We start from the raw sequence: 19,100 nt of genomic DNA on the forward strand, positions 1-19,100 counted from the left end.
GTTGTTATAGGTGATTCTCTTATCATGCAGCAGGTCTTCTCTACCGTGGAGAAGCTGCGTGACACGGACGCCAACATACTTATATTGGGTGAGAATGGAACCGGAAAGGATGTGATAGCGCGCCTGCTTTACCGCAATTCTCCCCGCTATGGAAAGCCGTTTGTCACGATAGACCTCGGCAGTATCCCCGAGCAGTTGTTCGAAAGTGAATTGTTCGGTTACGAGAAGGGCGCCTTCACCGATGCACGGAAAGCGAAAGCCGGGCGTATGGAAGTGGCAACCGGCGGCACGCTTTTTCTGGACGAGATAGGTAATCTCTCCCTACCCATGCAGGCCAAACTACTGACTGCCATCGAGAAACGATGCATCAGCCGCCTGGGAAGCACGCAGGCTATGCCATTGATGTGCGGCTCATCTGTGCCACCAATGCGGACATCCGTCGTCTGGTGGACGAGGGAGAATTCCGTCAGGACCTGCTGTATCGCATCAACACCATCGAAATCCATATCCCCCCGCTACGGGAACGTGGAAACGACATCCTCCTGCTGGCAGAGTATTTTCTGCAACGCTATGCCCGCAAATATCAGAAGGAGATGCGCGGCCTGACCCGCGAGGCAAAGAACAAACTATTGAAGTATGCCTGGCCGGGCAATGTACGCGAGCTGCAGCATACTATGGAACGTGCCGTGATATTGGGAGACGGTTCCATGCTCCGTCCGGAGAACTTCATGCTCCAGGCTTCGGCTTCCCGTCAGAAGAAGGAAGAGGAAGTCCTCAACCTGGAACAGCTGGAACGGCAGGCCGTGGAACGCGCCATGCGGCTCAGTGAAGGAAATGTGACCCGTGCAGCCGAATACTTGGGCATTACCCGCTTCGCCTTGTACCGGAAACTTGAAAAGTTAGGCTTATGAAACGGTATTCATTAGTTGTAGCACTGCATATCATCGGCATAGCCTTGTTTTCGGTCGGCGTTTATCTGCTGGTAGATGCCGGATTGTGGTTCAGCGCACTGATGGCTTTCTTGATATTACTGGCGATTGCCGTTCATCTGTACCGTCTGCAGATGATGCAGGTGCGCATGATGCGTCACCTGGCAGAGAGCCTGCGCTATGATGATATGATGTTGTCCTTCCGTTCTCCCTACAAGAACCGTTCTATGGAAGATATGGTGGACGAGCTTTCCGAAGCAATGAAGAATTTCCGTACCCGCGTACTGGAGCGTAATGAGATGGAAGCGTGGCAAAAGCTGATACGTGTGCTGACGCACGAAATAATGAATTCGATTACTCCTATCATCTCCCTCTCCGAGACCTTGAGCGAACGGGAAGTGTCGGAAAAGAACTACCCCGTCATGCGGCAGGGAATGCAGACCATCCACCGCCGCAGCAAGGGCTTGCTGGAATTTGTGGAGAACTACCGCAAGCTGACAAGCTCCCCGCCCCCGTTCGTCGTCCGGTTGCCGTCCGTGAGCTGTTGCAGGATTTGCAGAAGCTGTTTTCGGAAGAGTATATCCGGATAGAGCTTCCGGAGACCGACCGCATACTCCAAATAGACCGGACACAGATAGAACAAGTACTGATTAATCTGATTAAAAACGCCAAAGAAGCATGTAGCAGGAAGGAACATCCCCTGATAGAAGTGAAGATGCTACCCGCCCTCTCGTGGCAATGCCTTATTACCGTCAGCGACAATGGTGAAGGCATCTTACCGGAAGTGCAGGATAAGATTTTTGTACCGTTCTTCACCACCAAGCCTTCCGGTTCGGGCATCGGGCTCAGTTTATGTAAACAAGTGATGAACCGGCATGGCGGCAATATTACGGTGCAGTCTGCTGTGGGAAAAGGGAGTTGCTTTACGTTGCTATTTGGATAAGTAGAAAAGTGATATATACAAAAATAAGCTGCTGAAAATCAGTAGCTTATTAATTTCTGTCGGGGTAGCGGGATTCGAACCCACGACCCCCTGCTCCCAAAGCAGGTGCGCTAACCGGACTGCGCTACACCCCGAATGCTTTACTTCTGAAAAGCGAGTGCAAAGGTAAAAACAATTCTGATACCAACCAAACATTTAGGCAAGTTTTATGCAATTAAAATTACATTTTCAGATAGAAATCTTTCGTTAAAGCTACATATTCAGGGGTAAACTCATTGTGATTCACCTCAATACAGAGTTTCTCTTCTCTACACTCTTTTGCTTCAAAACCAAAGTTCAGCAATACCCGTCTGCACGGTTTTCCGGGCTTGGTGAAGACTTGCACGCGATGCAATGGAAACAACTTATGGTTCCAAGCTGTATCCACAACCGTTTTTTCAGCTTCCGCTGGAATAATGATGCTTACGACTCCTTGCTCTTCAAGCAAAGATGCCGAACGACGAAACAGTAAATCGTAATTCAAATTGCCCGTATGCCGTGCTGTGCACCTTTGTTCGTCAGGACATTTCAACGCATCTATAAAGTAGGGAGGATTGGAAACGATGAGGTCAAATCTGTTTTCCGGCTGATAATCTCGGAAATCATGACATATGACCTCTACTCTACCGGCCCATGGAGAGTGAGATACATTTTCTGTGGCTTGTCCGGCTGCAGCCGCATCTATCTCGATTGCAGTAATCCGGGCATGCGGATTCCTTTGCGCTAACTGTAAGGCTATTAATCCGGTACCGGTTCCAACGTCCAGTATACGCTTCGCTTTGTCTGCCGGGGCCCATGCCCCAAGTAGTACACCATCTGTGCCGACCTTCATGGCGCATTTATCATGAAATATGGTAAATTGTTTAAACTTAAAAGATGATTTAGACATGTTTATCTTCTTTAATTGGGCTCAAAAATAATCAAAGCCTGCAGATTTGTCATAAAATTGGCACTGTTTTTGTCTTTTTAAAGGATGAGAACGTCTATTTATGAAGAAATAGCTTAACTTTGCAGGCGCTTTATTGGCCTGCCAATATGACATAAACTAAAAAGAAAGAAATGAAGAAAAGAAATTACCTGAGTGATGTCGAAGATAGAAGCGGAAACGCTTTCTCTGTAATTGCTGATTTTGAGGGGAATGAGGAACAATTGATGGACATAGAGGTAGAAGAGGTCTTACCGATATTGCCTCTCCGAAATATGGTATTGTTTCCCGGGGTGTTTATGCCGGTATCTGTAGGAAGAAAATCTTCCCTCAAATTGGTGCGTGAAGCAGAAAAGAAAAATTCTTATATAGCTGTTCTATGCCAGAAGGTGGCTGAAACAGAGACACCTCTGTTTGAAGATTTACATACCATCGGTACAGTTGCCAAGATTGTACGCGTGCTTGAAATGCCGGACCAGACAACTACCGTCATCCTGCAAGGCTCCAAACGTATGGAACTGAAGGAGATTACGGATACGACTCCTTATCTGAAGGGACGGATAGCCACGCTGAATGAAGAACTTCCGGAGAAGAATGACAAGGAATTCCATGCATTGGTAGAGGCGTGTAAAGACTTGACAGTACGCTACATCAAGTCATCCGATATGTTTCCGCAGGATTCGGCATTTGCCATCAAGAACATTACCAATCCAATGTTTTTGGTAGACTTTATCTGTACGAACCTGCCGCTCAAGAAAGACGAAAAGATAGAATTGCTCCGTATCGACTCTTTGCGGGCGCGTACCTACCGCCTGCTCGAGATTCTGAATCGTGAAGTTCAGCTTGCCGAAATCAAAGAGTCTATCCAGATGCGTGCACGCGAGGATATAGACCAGCAGCAGCGTGAGTATTTCCTGCAGCAGCAGATTAAAACCATTCAGGATGAGCTGGGTGGCGGCGGTCAGGAGCAGGAAATAGAGGAAATGCGTAAGAAGGCGGAGACCATCAAATGGAGTGATGAGGTGAAGGCTACGTTCCTGAAAGAGGTGGATAAGTTGGAACGTACCCATCCTCAGTCTCCCGACTATAGCGTGCAGCTGAACTATCTGCAGACGATGCTTAGTTTGCCGTGGGGCATTTATACGACGGATAATCTGAGCCTTGTCAATGCAGAAAAGACACTGAACAAAGACCATTATGGTTTGGAGAAGGTGAAGGAACGCATCTTGGAACATCTTGCCGTATTGAAGCTGAAGGGCGATATGAAGTCCCCCATCATCTGTCTGTATGGCCTCCGGGTGTGGGAAAAACCTCTTTGGGACGTTCCATTGCTGCAGCCTTGAAACGTAAGTATATCCGTATGTCGCTGGGTGGCGTGCATGATGAAGCTGAGATTCGCGGTCATCGTAAAACCTATATCGGTGCCATGCCGGGACGGATTATCAAGAATCTGATAAAGGCAGGCTCCTCCAATCCGGTATTTATTCTGGATGAGATAGACAAGGTGAGTGCCGACCGCCAGGGAGACCCCTCCTCTGCCCTCCTCGAAGTGCTCGACCCGGAACAGAACACTACATTCCATGATAACTTTCTGGATGTGGACTATGATTTGTCCAAAGTGATGTTCATCGCTACTGCCAATAATCTGAATACCATCCCCGGGCCGTTGCTGGACCGTATGGAGCTGATTGAGGTAAGCGGCTATATCACGGAAGAAAAAATTGAGATTGCCCGCCGCCATCTGGTTCCGAAGGAATTGGAGGCAAACGGTATGAAAAAGAATGATATCAAGCTTCCGAAGAACACACTGGAAGCCATTATAGAGAATTATACCCGTGAAAGCGGCGTGCGCGAACTGGAAAAGAAAATCGGAAAGATACTCCGTAAATCTGCGCGCCAATATGCTACGGACGGTTATTTTGCGAAGACCGAAATAAAACCGGGAGACTTGTATGAATTCCTGGGTGCACCCGAATATACCCGTGACAAGTATCAGGGTAATGAGTATGCAGGGGTAGTGACCGGTCTGGCATGGACTGCCGTAGGTGGTGAAATACTTTTCGTGGAAACCAGCCTGAGCCGTGGCAAGGGCGGACGTTTGACATTGACCGGCAATTTGGGTGATGTAATGAAAGAGTCGGCCATGCTGGCATTGGAATACATCAAGGCGCATGCCTCCCTGCTGAATCTTGACGAGGAGATTTTTGATAACTGGAACATCCATGTCCATGTGCCCGAAGGCGCCATTCCGAAAGACGGTCCGTCTGCCGGTATCACGATGGCTACCTCTCTCGCTTCTGCCCTCACCCAGAAGAAGGTGAAGGCCAATCTTGCCATGACGGGAGAGATAACACTTCGCGGTAAGGTACTTCCGGTAGGAGGCATCAAGGAGAAGATACTGGCTGCCAAGCGTGCCGGTATCAAGGAGATTATCTTGAGCGACGAGAACCGCAAGAATATAGAAGAGATACAGGATATATATCTGAAAGGACTGACTTTCCACTATGTGAAAGATATCAAGGAAGTGTTTGCCATTGCGCTGACTGATGAAAAAGTAGCCGATGCCATCGACTTGTCCGTAAAGAAAGAAAAGACTGAAAAGAAAGAGGAATGACATTCGAGTTACAATATACAGACAGCAAGACCAATGCACGTGCCGGACTGATTACTACTGACCACGGGCAGATTGAGACACCTATCTTTATGCCGGTAGGTACAGTGGGAACAGTGAAAGGCGTGCATCTGCCTGAGCTGAAAGAGGACATAAAGGCGCAGATTATATTGGGTAATACCTATCATCTTTATCTGCGTCCGGGACTGGAAGTGATAGAAAAAGCCGGTGGACTGCATAAGTTCAACGGCTTTGACCGTCCTATGCTGACAGACAGTGGCGGCTTCCAGGTATTCTCGTTGTCCGGTATCCGCAAGTTGCGCGAAGAAGGTGCGGAATTCCGTTCACACATCGATGGTAGCAAGCATATCTTTACGCCGGAGAAGGTGATGGATATAGAACGTACTATCGGTGCAGACATCATGATGGCCTTTGATGAATGTCCTCCGGGGGATTCGGACTACGAATATGCCAAAAAATCACTGGGATTGACACATCGCTGGCTGGACCGCTGTATCAAGCGTTTCAACGAAACAGAACCGAAGTACGGTTATCAGCAATCCTTATTTCCCATTGTGCAGGGGTGCGTCTATCGCGACCTCCGCGAGCAGTCAGCAGAGTTTGTTGCCTCTAAAGGTGCTGACGGTAATGCCATTGGCGGTCTGGCTGTGGGCGAGCCCGTAGACAAGATGTACGAGATGATTGAGCTGGTGAACGGTATTCTTCCCAAAGACAAGCCTCGCTATCTGATGGGAGTCGGGACTCCGGTAAACATCCTGGAGGGCATTGAACGCGGTGTCGATATGTTCGACTGTGTGATGCCTACCCGCAACGGACGCAACGGCATGTTGTTTACTAAGGACGGCATCATGAACATGCGCAACAAAAAATGGGAAATGGATTTCTCTCCCATTGAAGCAGACGGTGCCTCCTACGTAGATACCATGTACAGCAAGGCATACTTGCGCCATCTGTTTCATGCACAAGAACTGCTTGCCATGCAGATAGCATCTATCCACAACTTGGCTTTCTATCTGTGGCTGGCGGGCGAAGCACGTAAGCATATCATTGCAGGCGACTTTGCTACCTGGAAACCGATGATGGTGAAACGCGTATCGACAAGATTATGAGAAAAATGAACTGGAGGATATGGAAGAATATAAAGCTGCCGAGAGGTAAATTCCTGAAGCGGCTGGACTGGTACATCATTAAGAAGTTCCTGGGTACATATGTCTTTGCCATTGCATTGATTATCTCCATTGCGGTGGTGTTCGACTTCAACGAGAAGATGGACCGCTTCATGTCTCATGAAGCGCCGTGGAATGCGATTGTTTTTGATTATTACCTGAACTTCATCCCCTACTTTGCCAATCTGTTCAGTCCGCTGTTTGTATTTATCGCCGTAATCTTCTTTACTTCCAAACTGGCGGAGAACTCGGAGATTATTGCCATGTTTTCTACGGGAATGAGTTTCAAGCGTATGTTGCGTCCTTACATGGTGTCTGCAGCAATCATTGCGGTAGTAACATTCTGTCTCGGGTCCTATGTCATTCCCAAAGGCAGTGTGACACGTATCAATTTTGAGGACAAGTACTACAAACCCCGTAAGGCGAATACGGCACGGAACATCCAGCTGGAAGTGGATTCGGGGGTAATTGCCTATATCGAACGTTTTGAAGACTACAGCAAGACCGGTTATCGCTTTTCTTTGGACAAGTTCAATGACAAGCAACTGGTCTCCCACCTTACGGCCCGTTCCATTACCTACGACACGACGGCCGTGCATAAGTGGAAAATCAAGGATTATATGATTCGCCAGATGGATGGCATGAAGGAGAGTATCACGAAGGGTGACCGCATAGACACTACCCTTTTTATGGAGCCTGCCGACTTCCTGATTATGAAAAACCAGCAGGAAATGTTGACCAGCCCCCAGCTGAGCGAGTACATCAGCAGGCAGCGGCAACGCGGCTTTGCCAACATTAAGGAATTTGAGATAGAGTACCACAAACGCATTGCCATGTCGTTTGCCTCCTTTATCCTGACGCTGATTGGAGTATCTTTGTCTTCCAAGAAAACGAAAGGTGGAATGGGATTGCATTTAGGTATCGGCTTGGCATTGAGTTTCTCTTATATTCTGTTTCAGACCATTGCTTCCACATTTGCCGTGAACGGCAATATGCCTCCGGTCATAGCTGTGTGGATACCGAATATAATGTATGCCTTCATTGCATTCTATCTATATAGGAAAGCACCGAAATAAGCATTCTAAACCTCTACTTCAGTCTGCTCAAGTTGAGGTTTGACGTGCTAAAGTAGAGGTTTAGGATGCTTGTCTCCGGAAGTCCATTAAAATAAGAAGCCCCTCCCACTCTTGCGTTGTGCAAGTGCGGGAGGGGCTTTTTGTTGTATTCATTTTCCTCTTTTGTTCTGTTCCCTTTTTGCCGGAAAGATATGCCGGTTTTCCGGAGAACACCCTCACTTTCGTCTTACAGGTTCTTTAAGTTGCTGTTGTATGCACCGGGCATCGGCAAGCTTAATTCAAGTAAGCGGAAAGTTCTGCAGCAGAGATGTTTTTGGCAATAATAACACCATTATCATCCAGTAAATAGTTAGTGAATCCGCGGCCCAAGCGATATTTCTTAAAGAGGCCGGAATATTCGCCTTTAGTTTCCACGAAACAAGTGGGCGTAACTATTTGGTCCTTACGGATGGTTTCTTCAAAGATTGACTGATACTCATCGAATGAAACTGAAACCATCTTCACATTGTTGCGGGCAGTAGAGCGAAGCGCATTGCTCAAACTTGCGTTTTGCATCCGGGACTGCGCGTCGTAACTTGCCCAAAAGCTGAGCAATACATACTCTCCTTTCAAGTCTGAAAGGTCGGTTTGGGATTGCTCTGCCGACATAGTTTGGATTTTGAAATCCGGGGCCATGTCACCCACATTCAAACCTCCGGTAGGTTTGTCTTTTTCTACAAAAGAAGTCAAGGAACTTATTAGTAATACAACAAAAATCCATTTTGCATATTTCATGCGGCACGGTTTTGGTTAATACTATCCGGGACTGTCCTTCAACAGTGATTTCTTCCCGGAACATCGTCTTGTCAAAGCCTTGAATAGTGATAAAGATACTGATAATCAAAGCTTTTAATTCTGAAATCGGGTGCAAAGGTAAGTAATTCCTAAACAAACTTCCAAATAAACAAGCATTTTTCTCACTTTTTAGAGGCATATTTTTATGTTATTTAGCATAAATGGCGAGATTTTTCCTTACTTTTGTAGCCTATTATTCTATCAAAAAGATGACTTATGCAACCATTGAACACTGAACTCATCCTGATACGTATTACGGGTGAAGACCGTCCGGGACTGACAGCTTCCGTAACGGAAATTCTGGCTAAATATGATGCTACCATTCTGGATATTGGCCAGGCAGATATTCACAATACTCTTTCGTTGGGCATTTTGTGCAAGACGGAAGAACAACACTCGGGGTTCATTATGAAGGAACTGCTTTTCAAGGCTTCCTCCCTGGGAGTGACTGTCCGTTTCTACCCCATTACTGCTAAAGAGTACGAGGACTGGGTGAATATGCAGGGAAAGAACCGCTATATTCTTACTTTATTGGGGCGTAAGTTGTCTGCCCGTCAAATATCCGCCGTTACCCGTATTCTTGCAGAGCAAGGCATGAATATCGATGCCATCAAGCGCCTTACAGGGCGTATTCCGCTGGACGAATGCGAATCGCGTACACGCGCCTGCATCGAATTTTCCGTTCGTGGCACTCCGAAAGACCGTATTGCCATGCAAGAACAGTTGATGAAACTGGCAACCGAACTGGAAATGGATTTCTCTTTCCAGTTGGACAATATGTACCGCCGGATGCGCCGCCTCATTTGCTTCGATATGGACTCTACGCTGATTGAAACAGAAGTGATTGATGAATTGGCCATACGTGCAGGTGTGGGTGACCAGGTGAAGGCCATTACCGAACGTGCCATGCGCGGTGAGATAGATTTCATTGAGAGCTTTCGCGAACGAGTGGCCTTATTGAAAGGATTGGATGAGTCCGTGATGCAGGAGATAGCAGAAAATCTTCCCATTACGGAAGGTGTGGATCGCCTGATGTATGTTTTGAAGAAATACGGTTACAAGATAGCTATTCTTTCGGGAGGGTTTACCTACTTCGGGCAGTACCTCCAGAAGAAGTACGGTATAGACTATGTGTATGCCAACGAGCTGGAAATAGAGGATGGCAAACTGACCGGTCGCTATCTCGGTGATGTAGTCGACGGTAAGCGTAAGGCGGAGTTACTGCGTTTGATAGCTCAGGTGGAGAAAGTGGATATTGCGCAGACTATTGCTGTGGGCGACGGTGCCAACGACCTGCCCATGCTGGGAATTGCCGGCCTTGGAATCGCTTTTCATGCAAAGCCCAAAGTAGTTGCCAATGCCAAGCAATCCATCAACACCATTGGTTTGGACGGGGTACTTTACTTCTTAGGTTTCAAGGATTCATACATTGATATTCATTAAATGTGCTAATGGGTTAATGTGCACATTAACCCATTAACTCATTAGTACATTCAAAAAAAAGTCCTATCTTTGTGCCCAAATTTAAAAGAGATACATGAAGTTTTCAGAACTACATTTGAATGGCAATGTGCTGGAGGCACTGGATGCCATGCGCTTTGAAGAGTGCACCCCCATACAAGAAGAATCAATTCCCGTTATACTTGAAGGTCGAGATTTAATAGCGGTGGCACAAACCGGAACGGGAAAAACTGCTGCATATTTGTTGCCTATATTGAACAAGCTTTCAGAAGGTGGACACCCTGCCGATGCCATCAACTGCATTGTCATGGCTCCTACCCGTGAGTTGGCACAACAGATAGACCAGCAGATGGAGGGCTTCTCCTACTTCATGCCGGTTTCCAGTGTGGCTGTGTATGGCGGTAATGACGGAGTTCTGTTCGAACAACAGAAAAGAGGTTTGACATTGGGTGCAGATGTTGTCATTGCCACTCCGGGACGTCTGATAGCCCACCTCAGCCTTGGCTATGTAGACCTTTCGCGTGTCTCTTATTTTATTTTGGATGAAGCAGACCGGATGCTGGATATGGGATTCTATGATGACATTATGCAGATTGTCAAGTTTCTCCCTAAAGAGCGGCAGACCATTATGTTCTCTGCTACCATGCCTGCCAAGATACAACAGTTGGCTGGCAACATTCTGAACAATCCCGCCGAAGTAAAGTTGGCGGTTTCCAAACCGGCGGAAAAGATTGTGCAGGCAGCCTATGTCTGCTACGAGAATCAGAAGCTGGGCATCATTCGTAGCCTCTTTGCCGAGGAGACGCCGGAACGCGTCATCATCTTTGCTTCTTCCAAGTTGAAAGTGAAGGAAGTGACCAAAGCCTTGAAGCAGATGAAACTGAACGTTGGTGAAATGCACTCCGATTTAGAGCAGGCACAGCGCGAAAAAGTGATGTACGAGTTCAAGGCAGGACGTATCAATATCCTGGTAGCTACAGATATCGTTGCGAGAGGTATTGATATCGACGACATCCGTCTGGTGATAAACTATGACGTCCCCCACGACAGTGAAGACTATGTGCACCGCATCGGGCGTACGGCGCGTGCCAATAATGACGGCGTAGCCATCACCTTCGTTTCCGAAAAGGAGCAAGGCAACTTCAAGAATATCGAAAAATTCCTGGATAGGGACATCTATAAGATACAGGTTCCCGAAGAGCTGGGCGAAGCTCCCGAATACAAGCCAAGAGCATTTGACGGAGGAAGACGGGGCGGCCATGGAAACGGACGTAAGCCAGGAGGAAACAAGAACGGTCGCAACAACAATAAAGGTGGAAAGCCCAGAGCCAAACGTCCACAGAATGGCGGCGAGAAGAAATAAGCACTGTGGTGAAGACAAGAAATAGAAAAAGCGGATTTATTCCGCTTTTTCTATGTTCATTGTATTGTCAAAACCAATAATCATATTTACCAGATTGTATACGGAACTTTCGGGTATGCCGAGGGTTGCCTGATAATGGTACCCCTTACCATCCACACCCATGAAATTCATATCGGCAAGAATGGCCTGGTCCAGCATTTCGGCAGGGAATATATCCGCAAACATCTTTTTAGTGATGTCCTGGCCATAAAGCATCTTCTTCCCTTCGTATACACAGATGTGGATTACATTATCATAATACACATTGTCCACACTGATTCCATTTTCAGAATAGGAAGTCTTGAAAACCTTCATCTTTGAGGGGTTGATATATACATATCCCCTATACCTTGTATTCTTGTATGTTACGATACTGTCTTTCTTTATCACTTCCGGAGTAGTAGAAATGACCTCCACTTCTCGACTGGTGAAAACCAAAGAATCTTCCGCATTTTCAGATTTATGCAGTTTGATTACTTCGTCGGCCAGCGAGTGGAACCAGAAGCTGTATTCCGTTTGACGGTCTATCTTATAGGCCACCGGTTCATTGCTGTATATGTAGATTGTATCGTGAACAACCTTGAAAGGTACGGGAGCGCTTTGCGGGTTGGCATAATATACCGTATCCCCTTCGATGCGCATCAACGGCATTTCTGTTTCATCGTTCACCCAGATGCCTTGCAACAGTTGTTTTGCAGTAAGGTCTTCCTTGACGGAAACCTCCCCGTTTTGTCTGTTGCTGCATGATGCCAATGAGACAACAAGTACAATGAGAATCGCACTTCTTTTTATTGTCATAACGTCCCTATTTATTTCTTTTCTTTTTTCTGCAACTTTATTTTCCGATGCAATGATATGTGAAACCTTGTTCTTCCATATCTTTCTTGTCGTAAATGTTACGTCCGTCCAATACCAGCGGCTGCTCCATGGTCTTCTTGATGACTGCCCATGAAGGCAGGCGGAATTCTTTCCATTCGGTCACCAGCATCAGTGCATCTGCATCCAGCGCAGCATCATACATATCTGTTGCATAATAAATACTTTCTCCTATGCGGCGGCGGCATTCGTTCATGGCAGCCGGGTCGTAGGCACGTACTTTACAGCCGGCCTTCAGCAACTCGTCAATTAATACCAGAGCCGGGGCTTCACGCATGTCATCTGTTTCGGGTTTAAAGGCCAGCCCCCAAATGGCAATGGTCTTTCCCTCCAAATCATTATTGAAATGCTTCTGCAGCTTTTCGAATAAGATGCTCTTCTGTTTCTCGTTCACCTCCTCTACTGCATGGAGTACACGCATCTTGTAGCCGTTCAATTCAGCCGTTTTAATCAGTGCTTTTACATCCTTAGGGAAGCATGAACCGCCGTAACCTATCCCCGGATAGAGGAACTTGCGTCCGATACGGGTATCCGAACCGATACCGCTGCGCACCATGTTTACATCCGCTCCCACCAATTCGCACAAATTGGCAATGTCGTTCATGAAGCTGATGCGGGTGGCAAGCATGGAGTTAGCTGCATACTTTGTCATTTCTGCAGAAGGGATGTCCATAAAGATGACACGGAAGTTGTTCAGCAGGAATGGTTTGTAGAGCTTGCTCATTATCTTCTTGGCTCGTTCGGACTCTACTCCCACCACTACACGGTCGGGACTCATAAAATCGTTGATGGCATTACCTTCTTTCAGAAACTCGGGATTCGAAGCGACATCGAAGTCAATGTTCACCCCTCTCTTATCAAGTTCTTCTTGAATGGCAGCCCGCACTTTTCTGGCAGTACCTACGGGAACGGTACTTTTGGTTACCACCAACACGTATTTCTGCATATTGCGTCCAATGGTGCGGGCAACTTCCAGCACGTAGCTCAAGTCGGCACTTCCATCCTCATCGGGTGGTGTGCCTACGGCACTGAACACCACTTCCACCTCATTCAGACAACTCTCCAGAGACGTGGTGAATTGCAGGCGTCCCGCCTTCACGTTTCGGCCAACCATTTCTTCCAGTCCATTTTCATAGATAGGAATAACACCCTTTTTCAGCGACTCTATCTTTTCACTGTTCGTGTCTACGCAAATAACGTTGACACCGATTTCCGCAAAGCAGGTTCCGGTTACCAAACCGACGTATCCTGTACCGACAATGGCTATTTTCATATTTTATTCATAATAGGCCGCATCCTTGAACGATACGGCATGTCCGTCTTTATCTGATAATAGAAGCTGCTCCGTGGCAACGGGCCATTCAATGCCGATGGTTTCATCGTCAAAACGGATGGATGCCTCGGACTGCGGTGCGTATACGTTGTCTACCTTGTATGTAAAGACTGCTTCATCGCTCAGCACCAGAAAACCGTGGGCAAAACCACGCGGAATGAAGAATTGTCGCTTGTTCTCTTCACTTAGCTCCACACTGACATGCTTTCCGAAGGTGGGAGAAGATTTTCTTAAGTCGACAGCCACGTCCAGCACTTTTCCTTTAATTACACGCACCAGTTTGGCCTGGCTGCAATCGCCCTTCTGGTAGTGAAGGCCGCGCAATACGCCAAAAGAGGACTTGGACTCATTGTCCTGGATGAAGTGAACGTCTCCGACATGTGCACGGAACTCCTCTTCCTTAAATGCTTCCATAAAGTATCCGCGGGCATCATGGAATACTTTCGGCTCAATCAGCCATACGCCGTCAATCTCTGTTTGTATGTAGTTCATTTTCTTAAAATGTTTTATGTACTTTCAGTTGGAATCCAAAATTGTCTCCATATATCTCTCCCATATCCAATGCAAGGGACGCATTGAAGCACCAGCCCTTCCATTTACGGGGAGTATAGTAAAACGATGCAAAAGTAGAAAAATTTTCTAATATATCGGGTATCGGACGGTGAGGAGTTCCCCAAGTTCTGTTGTGGGACAATTTTGCCACGTATCTCCACTCGCTGCTGATGTCGCCGCTCCATCCCAGATGCAGGGCCTTGACGCGATTGTACTTGAAACTCATATCGCCATCCTTATTATAGATAGGCGATGCTATCAATGGATTGCTATCGCCATACCCCAATGTGTCCATCCTGGGTAGTAACCGTTGTTGTAGTAGTTATCGGCTCCTCCGGTCTTACCTACTACAGAATTCTGCAAACCGTGCAGAGGACCGCTCATATTGGTAGTTTGGAGATATTCGATAACGATTCCGTTGATGGCTTGTTTATGGTTGGATTTATATTCCACACCCCATAAGCCATCCCAACCGTTGAGCTTGGCCATGGCGGAGAAGTCATCAAAATGATTGTCCAGATAGGCGCTGATGGAGAAATCTTCCTTAGGACGATAAGTCATTTTGATATATTCGCTGCCCAGGAAATTGCCTTGGAAAGCCAGATGTTCACCTACCGGTCCATCCTCACGCCCGTGACCGGGGAAAAATACGCGTACGTAATCCTTCCATCCGTTGCCCAAGTCTCCCGATTCGGAGCCTCCAATCTTGTATCCTCCGAATTGGGTGTCGAGGGTCATTCCGAGTTCCAGTTGCCATTTTCCTTTGGGTATGCCGATACGCAGGAACCCTTCTTTATGATGGTATTTGATACTCTTGGTGTACCAGTATTTTTCTCCGACTTGTTCCCGCTGGTATTTGTTGTCTGTAAACCATCCGTACGAGATTTCTCCTTTCAGGCCTAAACGGGGTAGCAACTGTACATACTCGGGGATGCCTATCTGTACTTGTGGTATGGGACGCGCATTGCCCGACCAGGTCATGCCGCCACTGCTCAGCTCTTGATTCAGCAATGGAGAATTCTGTTCCCGGCTTCCGGCAAAGAATCCGAACCACTTGTAGCGGATGTCTACGTAAGCCTGCTGTATAATGAAGGAGGTAGTACTGAATCCGGCTGCTGCAACCAAATCCAGTGCTTCTTCAAACTTCCATTTTCCAATTTGGTGTTTGTAGGCTGCTCCTCCACGTATGTAAGTATTATTGTCAAGCGAAGTGAGTCCTTGCTGGTTGCTGACCTGCCAAAGAGGGGTATTGTCACCGGTATGCAGGGCTGCTCCATATTCTACGAATGAGGACAGCTGCTGTGCCAGCATCGTGTTCTTTTCTATGAACAAGAAAACCATCAGACAGAAGATAATACGCATAATAGTCTTTTGTTAAGTGTTTAGGTTTGTATACTCTTGCGAGGGCAATTGTCCTTCTATTCTTGACGAGCATAATTAAACGGTACAAAAGTAGAAATTTTTCCGGTAAAAAGCCCTTCTCTTGCCGAAAAACCTTTTTCAAATACATTTTCAATGTGCAATGTTTATAATTTGTTGATAAGAAAAAAGTCCTGAAACTAGCGTATATCCGATATTTCCGCTACTTTTGTAGCATGATTGAATTAGCACAGCACATAGAAGTATTGTTATTGGAGAACGATTGTGTCATTGTTCCCGGTTTGGGAGGATTTGTAGCCCATTATACTCCGGCAATGAGAGTAGCGGAAGAGAATGTTTTTCTGCCCCCTACCCGTATTATCGGTTTCAACCCTCAACTGAAGATGAACGACGGCTTACTTGTACAATCCTATATGGCTGTCTATGATACCGATTTTTCTGATGCTACGCGGATTGTAGAAAAAGAAGTAGCTTATATATTCACTGCTCTCCACGAAGAAGGTAAGGTGGATTTGCCCAATATTGGCGAATTGCGTTACTCCATTCATGGTACTTATGACTTTGCTCCCTATGATCACAAGATAACCACTCCTTACTTATATGGGCTGGATAGTTTTGAAATGCAGGAACTGGCGGAACTGAAGAAACCGTACATGGAAAAGACCATCCGTTATTCTGTTCCAGTTGTGCCCGAAGACAAAAAGCGAAAGTTTGAGTTTAAATTCAACCGTTCCTATTTGTCGAATGCAGTTGCCATGATTGCAGTGGTTGCCTTGTTTTTCTTTTTGTCTACACCGATAGAGAATACGGAAGTGGTTGAAGGAAATTATGCGCAATTACTTCCGAATGAACTTTTTGAGATGATAGAAAAGGAATCCCTTGCCATTAATCCGATTGTTGTCAGCCGGAAGGCCGACACTCCGAAAGCGTCGGCTCAAAAAAACACGGGGCGGAAGGCAAAGAAAAAAGTGGTTCCGGTTGTTTCTCAGCCTAAGCGGCAGGCGGCAAAAGTGTCCTCTTCAACATCTGTAACGACGAAGAGTGAAGTTCAAAAGACAACAGCGGGGACTACCGCCCCGTCACTTGCCTCTGCAAAGAAATACCACATCATCATCGCCAGTGTAGGCACTGAGAAGGATGCCGAAGCAATGGCAAAGCAACTGATTGAAAAAGGTTACCCTCATGCAAAAGCAATTGTTGGCGATGGTAAAATGCGTGTCAGCATTGAGTCTTGTGGCACAGAAACAGAAGCATATCAGGCGTTGAACAGAGTTCGCCAGAATGAAACGTATAAGAACGCTTGGGTATTAAAGAAGTAGAAAGTAATCTACCCTTGCTTTATTTTTTAATTCTTTAATTCTTTAATTTTTAACTATCATGAAGCGTATCCGTTGTCCCAAATGTGAGAATTACCTGACATTCGATGAAACCAAGTATACCGAAGGCCAATCGCTGGTCTTTGTATGTGACCAGTGTAAGAAGCAGTTCAGTATTCGTTTAGGCAAATCAAAGATGAAAGCCCCTCAAAAGGAAGAACGTCCGGATGAAGCGGAGTTTAAAGAGGCTTTTGGCAGCATCACGGTCATTGAGAACGTGTTTGGTTTTAAGCAGGTACTTCCGTTACAGGAAGGTGACAATATCATAGGCCGGCGTTGCGTGGGAAATGTTATCGATGTACCGATTGAGACTTCGGATATGAGTATGGATCGGCGTCACTGTATCATTAATGTAAAGCGCAATAAGCAGGGAGTGTTGATTTATACCTTACGCGATGCCCCTAGCCTGACGGGAACTTTCCTAAATAATGAAATTTTGGGTGACAAAGACCGCATTCGCATTGAGGATGGAGCCATTGTAACCATTGGTGCCACTACTTTCATATTGCGGGCGGCAGAGCAGGAAAGCCTTTAGACAAAAAAGAGAACTGCGGCTTGATTATTTCCATCAAATGTGATATGAATAAGAGGGTCAAAACTCTTTTCACCACAGAGTAACACAGAGTATCTCAGAGTTTTTGTTGATAATCAACAGTTAAAAATCATTCCTGTGCTACTCTGTGTCCTCTGTGGTGAATTTTGACCCCCTGTTAAAGTCATAGGAATCAAAGAATACCTTTTACAGTTTCCTGCATACCTTTTTCTTGGATGGATTTTAAGAAGCAGGTAATCATGTCTGTCAATCCTGGAACGTTATTCAAGTCTCCGTGTTCACCCCAGATAAGGTCTTTGGCTGCCAATACGCCTTCTGCCACTTTGCGGGTATCCCCCGTTGCCCAAAGGTCTTTCAATAACTGCATGATTTCGGGAGCATCATTTGGGATGATTTCTGTGCCGTCTGCTCGGGTACCTCCTTTGTAGTACGTGATGATGGCAGCCAGCCCCAATACCAGACCTTTCGGCAGTTCTCCTTTACGTTTCAAGTAGGTTTTCAGACCGGGAAGGTCACGGGTTTGGTATTTAGGGAAAGAGTTCAGCATGATACTGGTTACGGCATGGTCAACAAAGGGATTGTTGAAGCGCTCCAATACATCTTCTGCAAACTTTTTCAATTCGTCTTTCGGCAGATTCAACGTTTCCATCAGCTCGTCAAACATCACTTTATGGATGTATTGTCCGATTATAGGATGCTGGCAGGCATCGCGTACAATATTTACCCCCGACAGATAGGCTACCGGAGACAGTACGGTATGAGGTCCATTCAGCAAGGTTACTTTTCTTTCGTGGTAAGGTTCTTCGGAAGGAACAAACAATACATTCAGTCCGGCTTTGTCGGCTGGGAATTCTTTGGCGACTTCTTGCGGAGCCTCAATGACCCATAAATGGAAAATTTCAGCCTGTACTACCAGGTTGTCATCGTACTGTATTTTTTCTTTTATAGTGGCAATGTCTTTGCGGGGGAATCCTGGAACGATACGGTCCACCAGTGTTGCATATACACCGCAGGCTTCCTCAAACCAAGTTCTGAACTCATCACCCAACTGCCATAACTCAATGTATTGATAGATTGTCTCCTTCAACTTGTGACCATTCAGGAAGATGAGTTCGCAGGGGAAAATAATCAGCCCTTTGCTTTTGTCGCCGTTGAATGTCTTGAAGCGATGATACAACAGCTGTGTCAGTTTGCCCGGATAAGAAGATGCCGGTGCATCTGTCAGCTTACAAGCAGGGTCAAAGGCTATACCGGCTTCTGTTGTGTTGGAAATGACAAAACGCATTTCCGGTTGTTCGGCCAATTTCATGAACTCATCGTTTTGAGTATAGGGGTTTAAGGCACGGCTGATTACATCTATCATAGTCAGACTGTTCACGGTTTCTCCTTTATCCAGACCTTGCAGATTTACATGATAAAGGTCATCCTGGGCATTCAGCATGTCAACCATACCTTTATCAATGGGTTGAACCACTACCACATTGCTGTTGAAATCGGTCTTTTGATTCATGTTGTAGATAATCCAATCTACAAATGCGCGAAGGAAATTACCTTCACCAAACTGGATAATGCGTTCCGGACGTTGTGCTTTGGGAGCAGTTTCTTTGTTTAATGCTTTCATTT

The 19,100-nt window shown here is 46.3% G+C and carries 13 protein-coding genes, 1 tRNA gene and 4 pseudogenes; 10 read left to right on the forward strand and 8 right to left on the reverse strand.

Annotated elements, in window-relative coordinates; translation table 11 throughout:
• Positions 1 to 24 precede the first annotated feature (24 nt).
• The 3 genes and pseudogenes from JCM16496_RS25405 to JCM16496_RS14065 all read left to right on the forward strand — a co-directional run.
• Positions 25 to 707 (forward strand): annotated as a pseudogene (locus JCM16496_RS25405) (sigma 54-interacting transcriptional regulator); the annotation flags it as partial.
• Positions 708 to 815: 108 nt separating this feature from the next.
• Positions 816 to 911, forward strand: a complete 96-nt coding sequence (locus JCM16496_RS25410; protein ID WP_500778597.1) for a helix-turn-helix domain-containing protein — start codon at positions 816 to 818, stop codon at positions 909 to 911.
• Positions 908 to 1,872: pseudogene (locus tag JCM16496_RS14065) on the forward strand (sensor histidine kinase). Before JCM16496_RS25410 ends, JCM16496_RS14065 begins: the two are co-directional and overlap by 4 nt.
• Positions 1,873 to 1,931: 59 nt before the next feature.
• On the opposite strand, the gene JCM16496_RS14070 reads toward JCM16496_RS14065, so the two are convergent.
• Positions 1,932 to 2,006: transfer RNA gene (locus JCM16496_RS14070), tRNA-Pro, on the reverse strand.
• Between the two features lie 86 nt (positions 2,007 to 2,092).
• The gene (locus tag JCM16496_RS14075; protein ID WP_025835072.1) at positions 2,093 to 2,800 is read right to left on the reverse strand and encodes a tRNA1(Val) (adenine(37)-N6)-methyltransferase; all 708 of its coding nucleotides are present in this window, start codon (positions 2,798 to 2,800) and stop codon (positions 2,093 to 2,095) included.
• Between the two features lie 170 nt (positions 2,801 to 2,970).
• Between JCM16496_RS14075 and lon the strand changes: the two are divergent.
• The 3 genes and pseudogenes from lon (at position 2,971) to JCM16496_RS14090 (ending at position 7,710) form a co-directional block, all read left to right on the forward strand.
• A pseudogene (gene lon, locus JCM16496_RS14080) lies at positions 2,971 to 5,450 on the forward strand (endopeptidase La).
• Positions 5,447 to 6,577, forward strand: a complete 1,131-nt coding sequence (gene tgt / locus JCM16496_RS14085; protein ID WP_005825470.1) for a tRNA guanosine(34) transglycosylase Tgt — start codon at positions 5,447 to 5,449, stop codon at positions 6,575 to 6,577. The pseudogene lon and the gene tgt overlap by 4 nt, the downstream one beginning before the upstream one ends.
• Entirely contained in the window at positions 6,574 to 7,710 is a 1,137-nt protein-coding gene (locus tag JCM16496_RS14090) for an LptF/LptG family permease (RefSeq protein ID WP_009038416.1), read from the forward strand. The genes tgt and JCM16496_RS14090 overlap by 4 nt, the downstream gene beginning before the upstream one ends.
• A 273-nt stretch (positions 7,711 to 7,983) precedes the next feature.
• Here the strand turns inward: JCM16496_RS14090 and JCM16496_RS14095 are convergent, their stop codons facing one another.
• Positions 7,984 to 8,484: a redoxin domain-containing protein gene (locus JCM16496_RS14095; protein ID WP_025835078.1), complete on the reverse strand. Its 501-nt coding sequence runs from the start codon at positions 8,482 to 8,484 to the stop codon at positions 7,984 to 7,986.
• 276 nt (positions 8,485 to 8,760) lie between these two features.
• Here JCM16496_RS14095 and serB point away from each other — a divergent pair, with 276 nt between their 5' ends.
• Positions 8,761 to 9,987 carry a phosphoserine phosphatase SerB gene (gene serB, locus JCM16496_RS14100; protein WP_025835079.1) on the forward strand — a complete coding sequence of 409 codons (1,227 nt, stop codon included), beginning with the start codon at positions 8,761 to 8,763 and terminating at the stop codon, positions 9,985 to 9,987.
• 94 nt (positions 9,988 to 10,081) lie between these two features.
• On the forward strand, positions 10,082 to 11,368 hold the full coding sequence (locus JCM16496_RS14105; protein WP_025835081.1) for a DEAD/DEAH box helicase: 1,287 nt from the start codon (positions 10,082 to 10,084) through the stop codon (positions 11,366 to 11,368).
• A gap of 36 nt (positions 11,369 to 11,404) precedes the next feature.
• Here JCM16496_RS14105 and JCM16496_RS14110 read toward each other — a convergent pair whose 3' ends face one another.
• The 4 genes and pseudogenes from JCM16496_RS14110 to JCM16496_RS14125 form a co-directional block, all read right to left on the reverse strand.
• Positions 11,405 to 12,205, reverse strand: coding sequence for a DUF4738 domain-containing protein (locus JCM16496_RS14110; protein ID WP_025835084.1), 801 nt, complete (start codon positions 12,203 to 12,205; stop codon positions 11,405 to 11,407).
• A gap of 37 nt (positions 12,206 to 12,242) precedes the next feature.
• Positions 12,243 to 13,556: a UDP-glucose dehydrogenase family protein gene (locus tag JCM16496_RS14115; RefSeq protein ID WP_025835086.1), complete on the reverse strand. Its 1,314-nt coding sequence runs from the start codon at positions 13,554 to 13,556 to the stop codon at positions 12,243 to 12,245.
• 3 nt (positions 13,557 to 13,559) lie between these two features.
• Positions 13,560 to 14,108 (reverse strand): dTDP-4-dehydrorhamnose 3,5-epimerase, encoded by a 549-nt coding sequence (gene rfbC / locus JCM16496_RS14120; RefSeq protein WP_025835088.1) that lies wholly within the window; start codon positions 14,106 to 14,108, stop codon positions 13,560 to 13,562.
• 4 nt (positions 14,109 to 14,112) lie between these two features.
• Positions 14,113 to 15,530: pseudogene (locus JCM16496_RS14125) on the reverse strand (capsule assembly Wzi family protein).
• A 233-nt stretch (positions 15,531 to 15,763) separates the two neighbouring features.
• Here JCM16496_RS14125 and JCM16496_RS14130 point away from each other — a divergent pair.
• Both JCM16496_RS14130 and JCM16496_RS14135 read left to right on the forward strand, forming a co-directional pair.
• Positions 15,764 to 16,867, forward strand: coding sequence for an HU domain-containing protein (locus JCM16496_RS14130; RefSeq protein ID WP_025835090.1), 1,104 nt, complete (start codon positions 15,764 to 15,766; stop codon positions 16,865 to 16,867).
• Positions 16,868 to 16,925: 58 nt separating this feature from the next.
• Positions 16,926 to 17,459, forward strand: coding sequence for an FHA domain-containing protein (locus JCM16496_RS14135; protein ID WP_005825486.1), 534 nt, complete (start codon positions 16,926 to 16,928; stop codon positions 17,457 to 17,459).
• A gap of 190 nt (positions 17,460 to 17,649) precedes the next feature.
• On the opposite strand, the gene JCM16496_RS14140 is transcribed toward JCM16496_RS14135, so the two are convergent.
• Positions 17,650 to 19,098, reverse strand: coding sequence for a tagaturonate reductase (locus JCM16496_RS14140; RefSeq protein ID WP_025835091.1), 1,449 nt, complete (start codon positions 19,096 to 19,098; stop codon positions 17,650 to 17,652).
• Between the last annotated feature and the right edge of the window lie 2 nt (positions 19,099 to 19,100).

Source organism: Bacteroides rodentium JCM 16496 (genome assembly GCF_000614125.1).
In the GTDB taxonomy this organism is placed as follows: domain Bacteria; phylum Bacteroidota; class Bacteroidia; order Bacteroidales; family Bacteroidaceae; genus Bacteroides; species Bacteroides rodentium.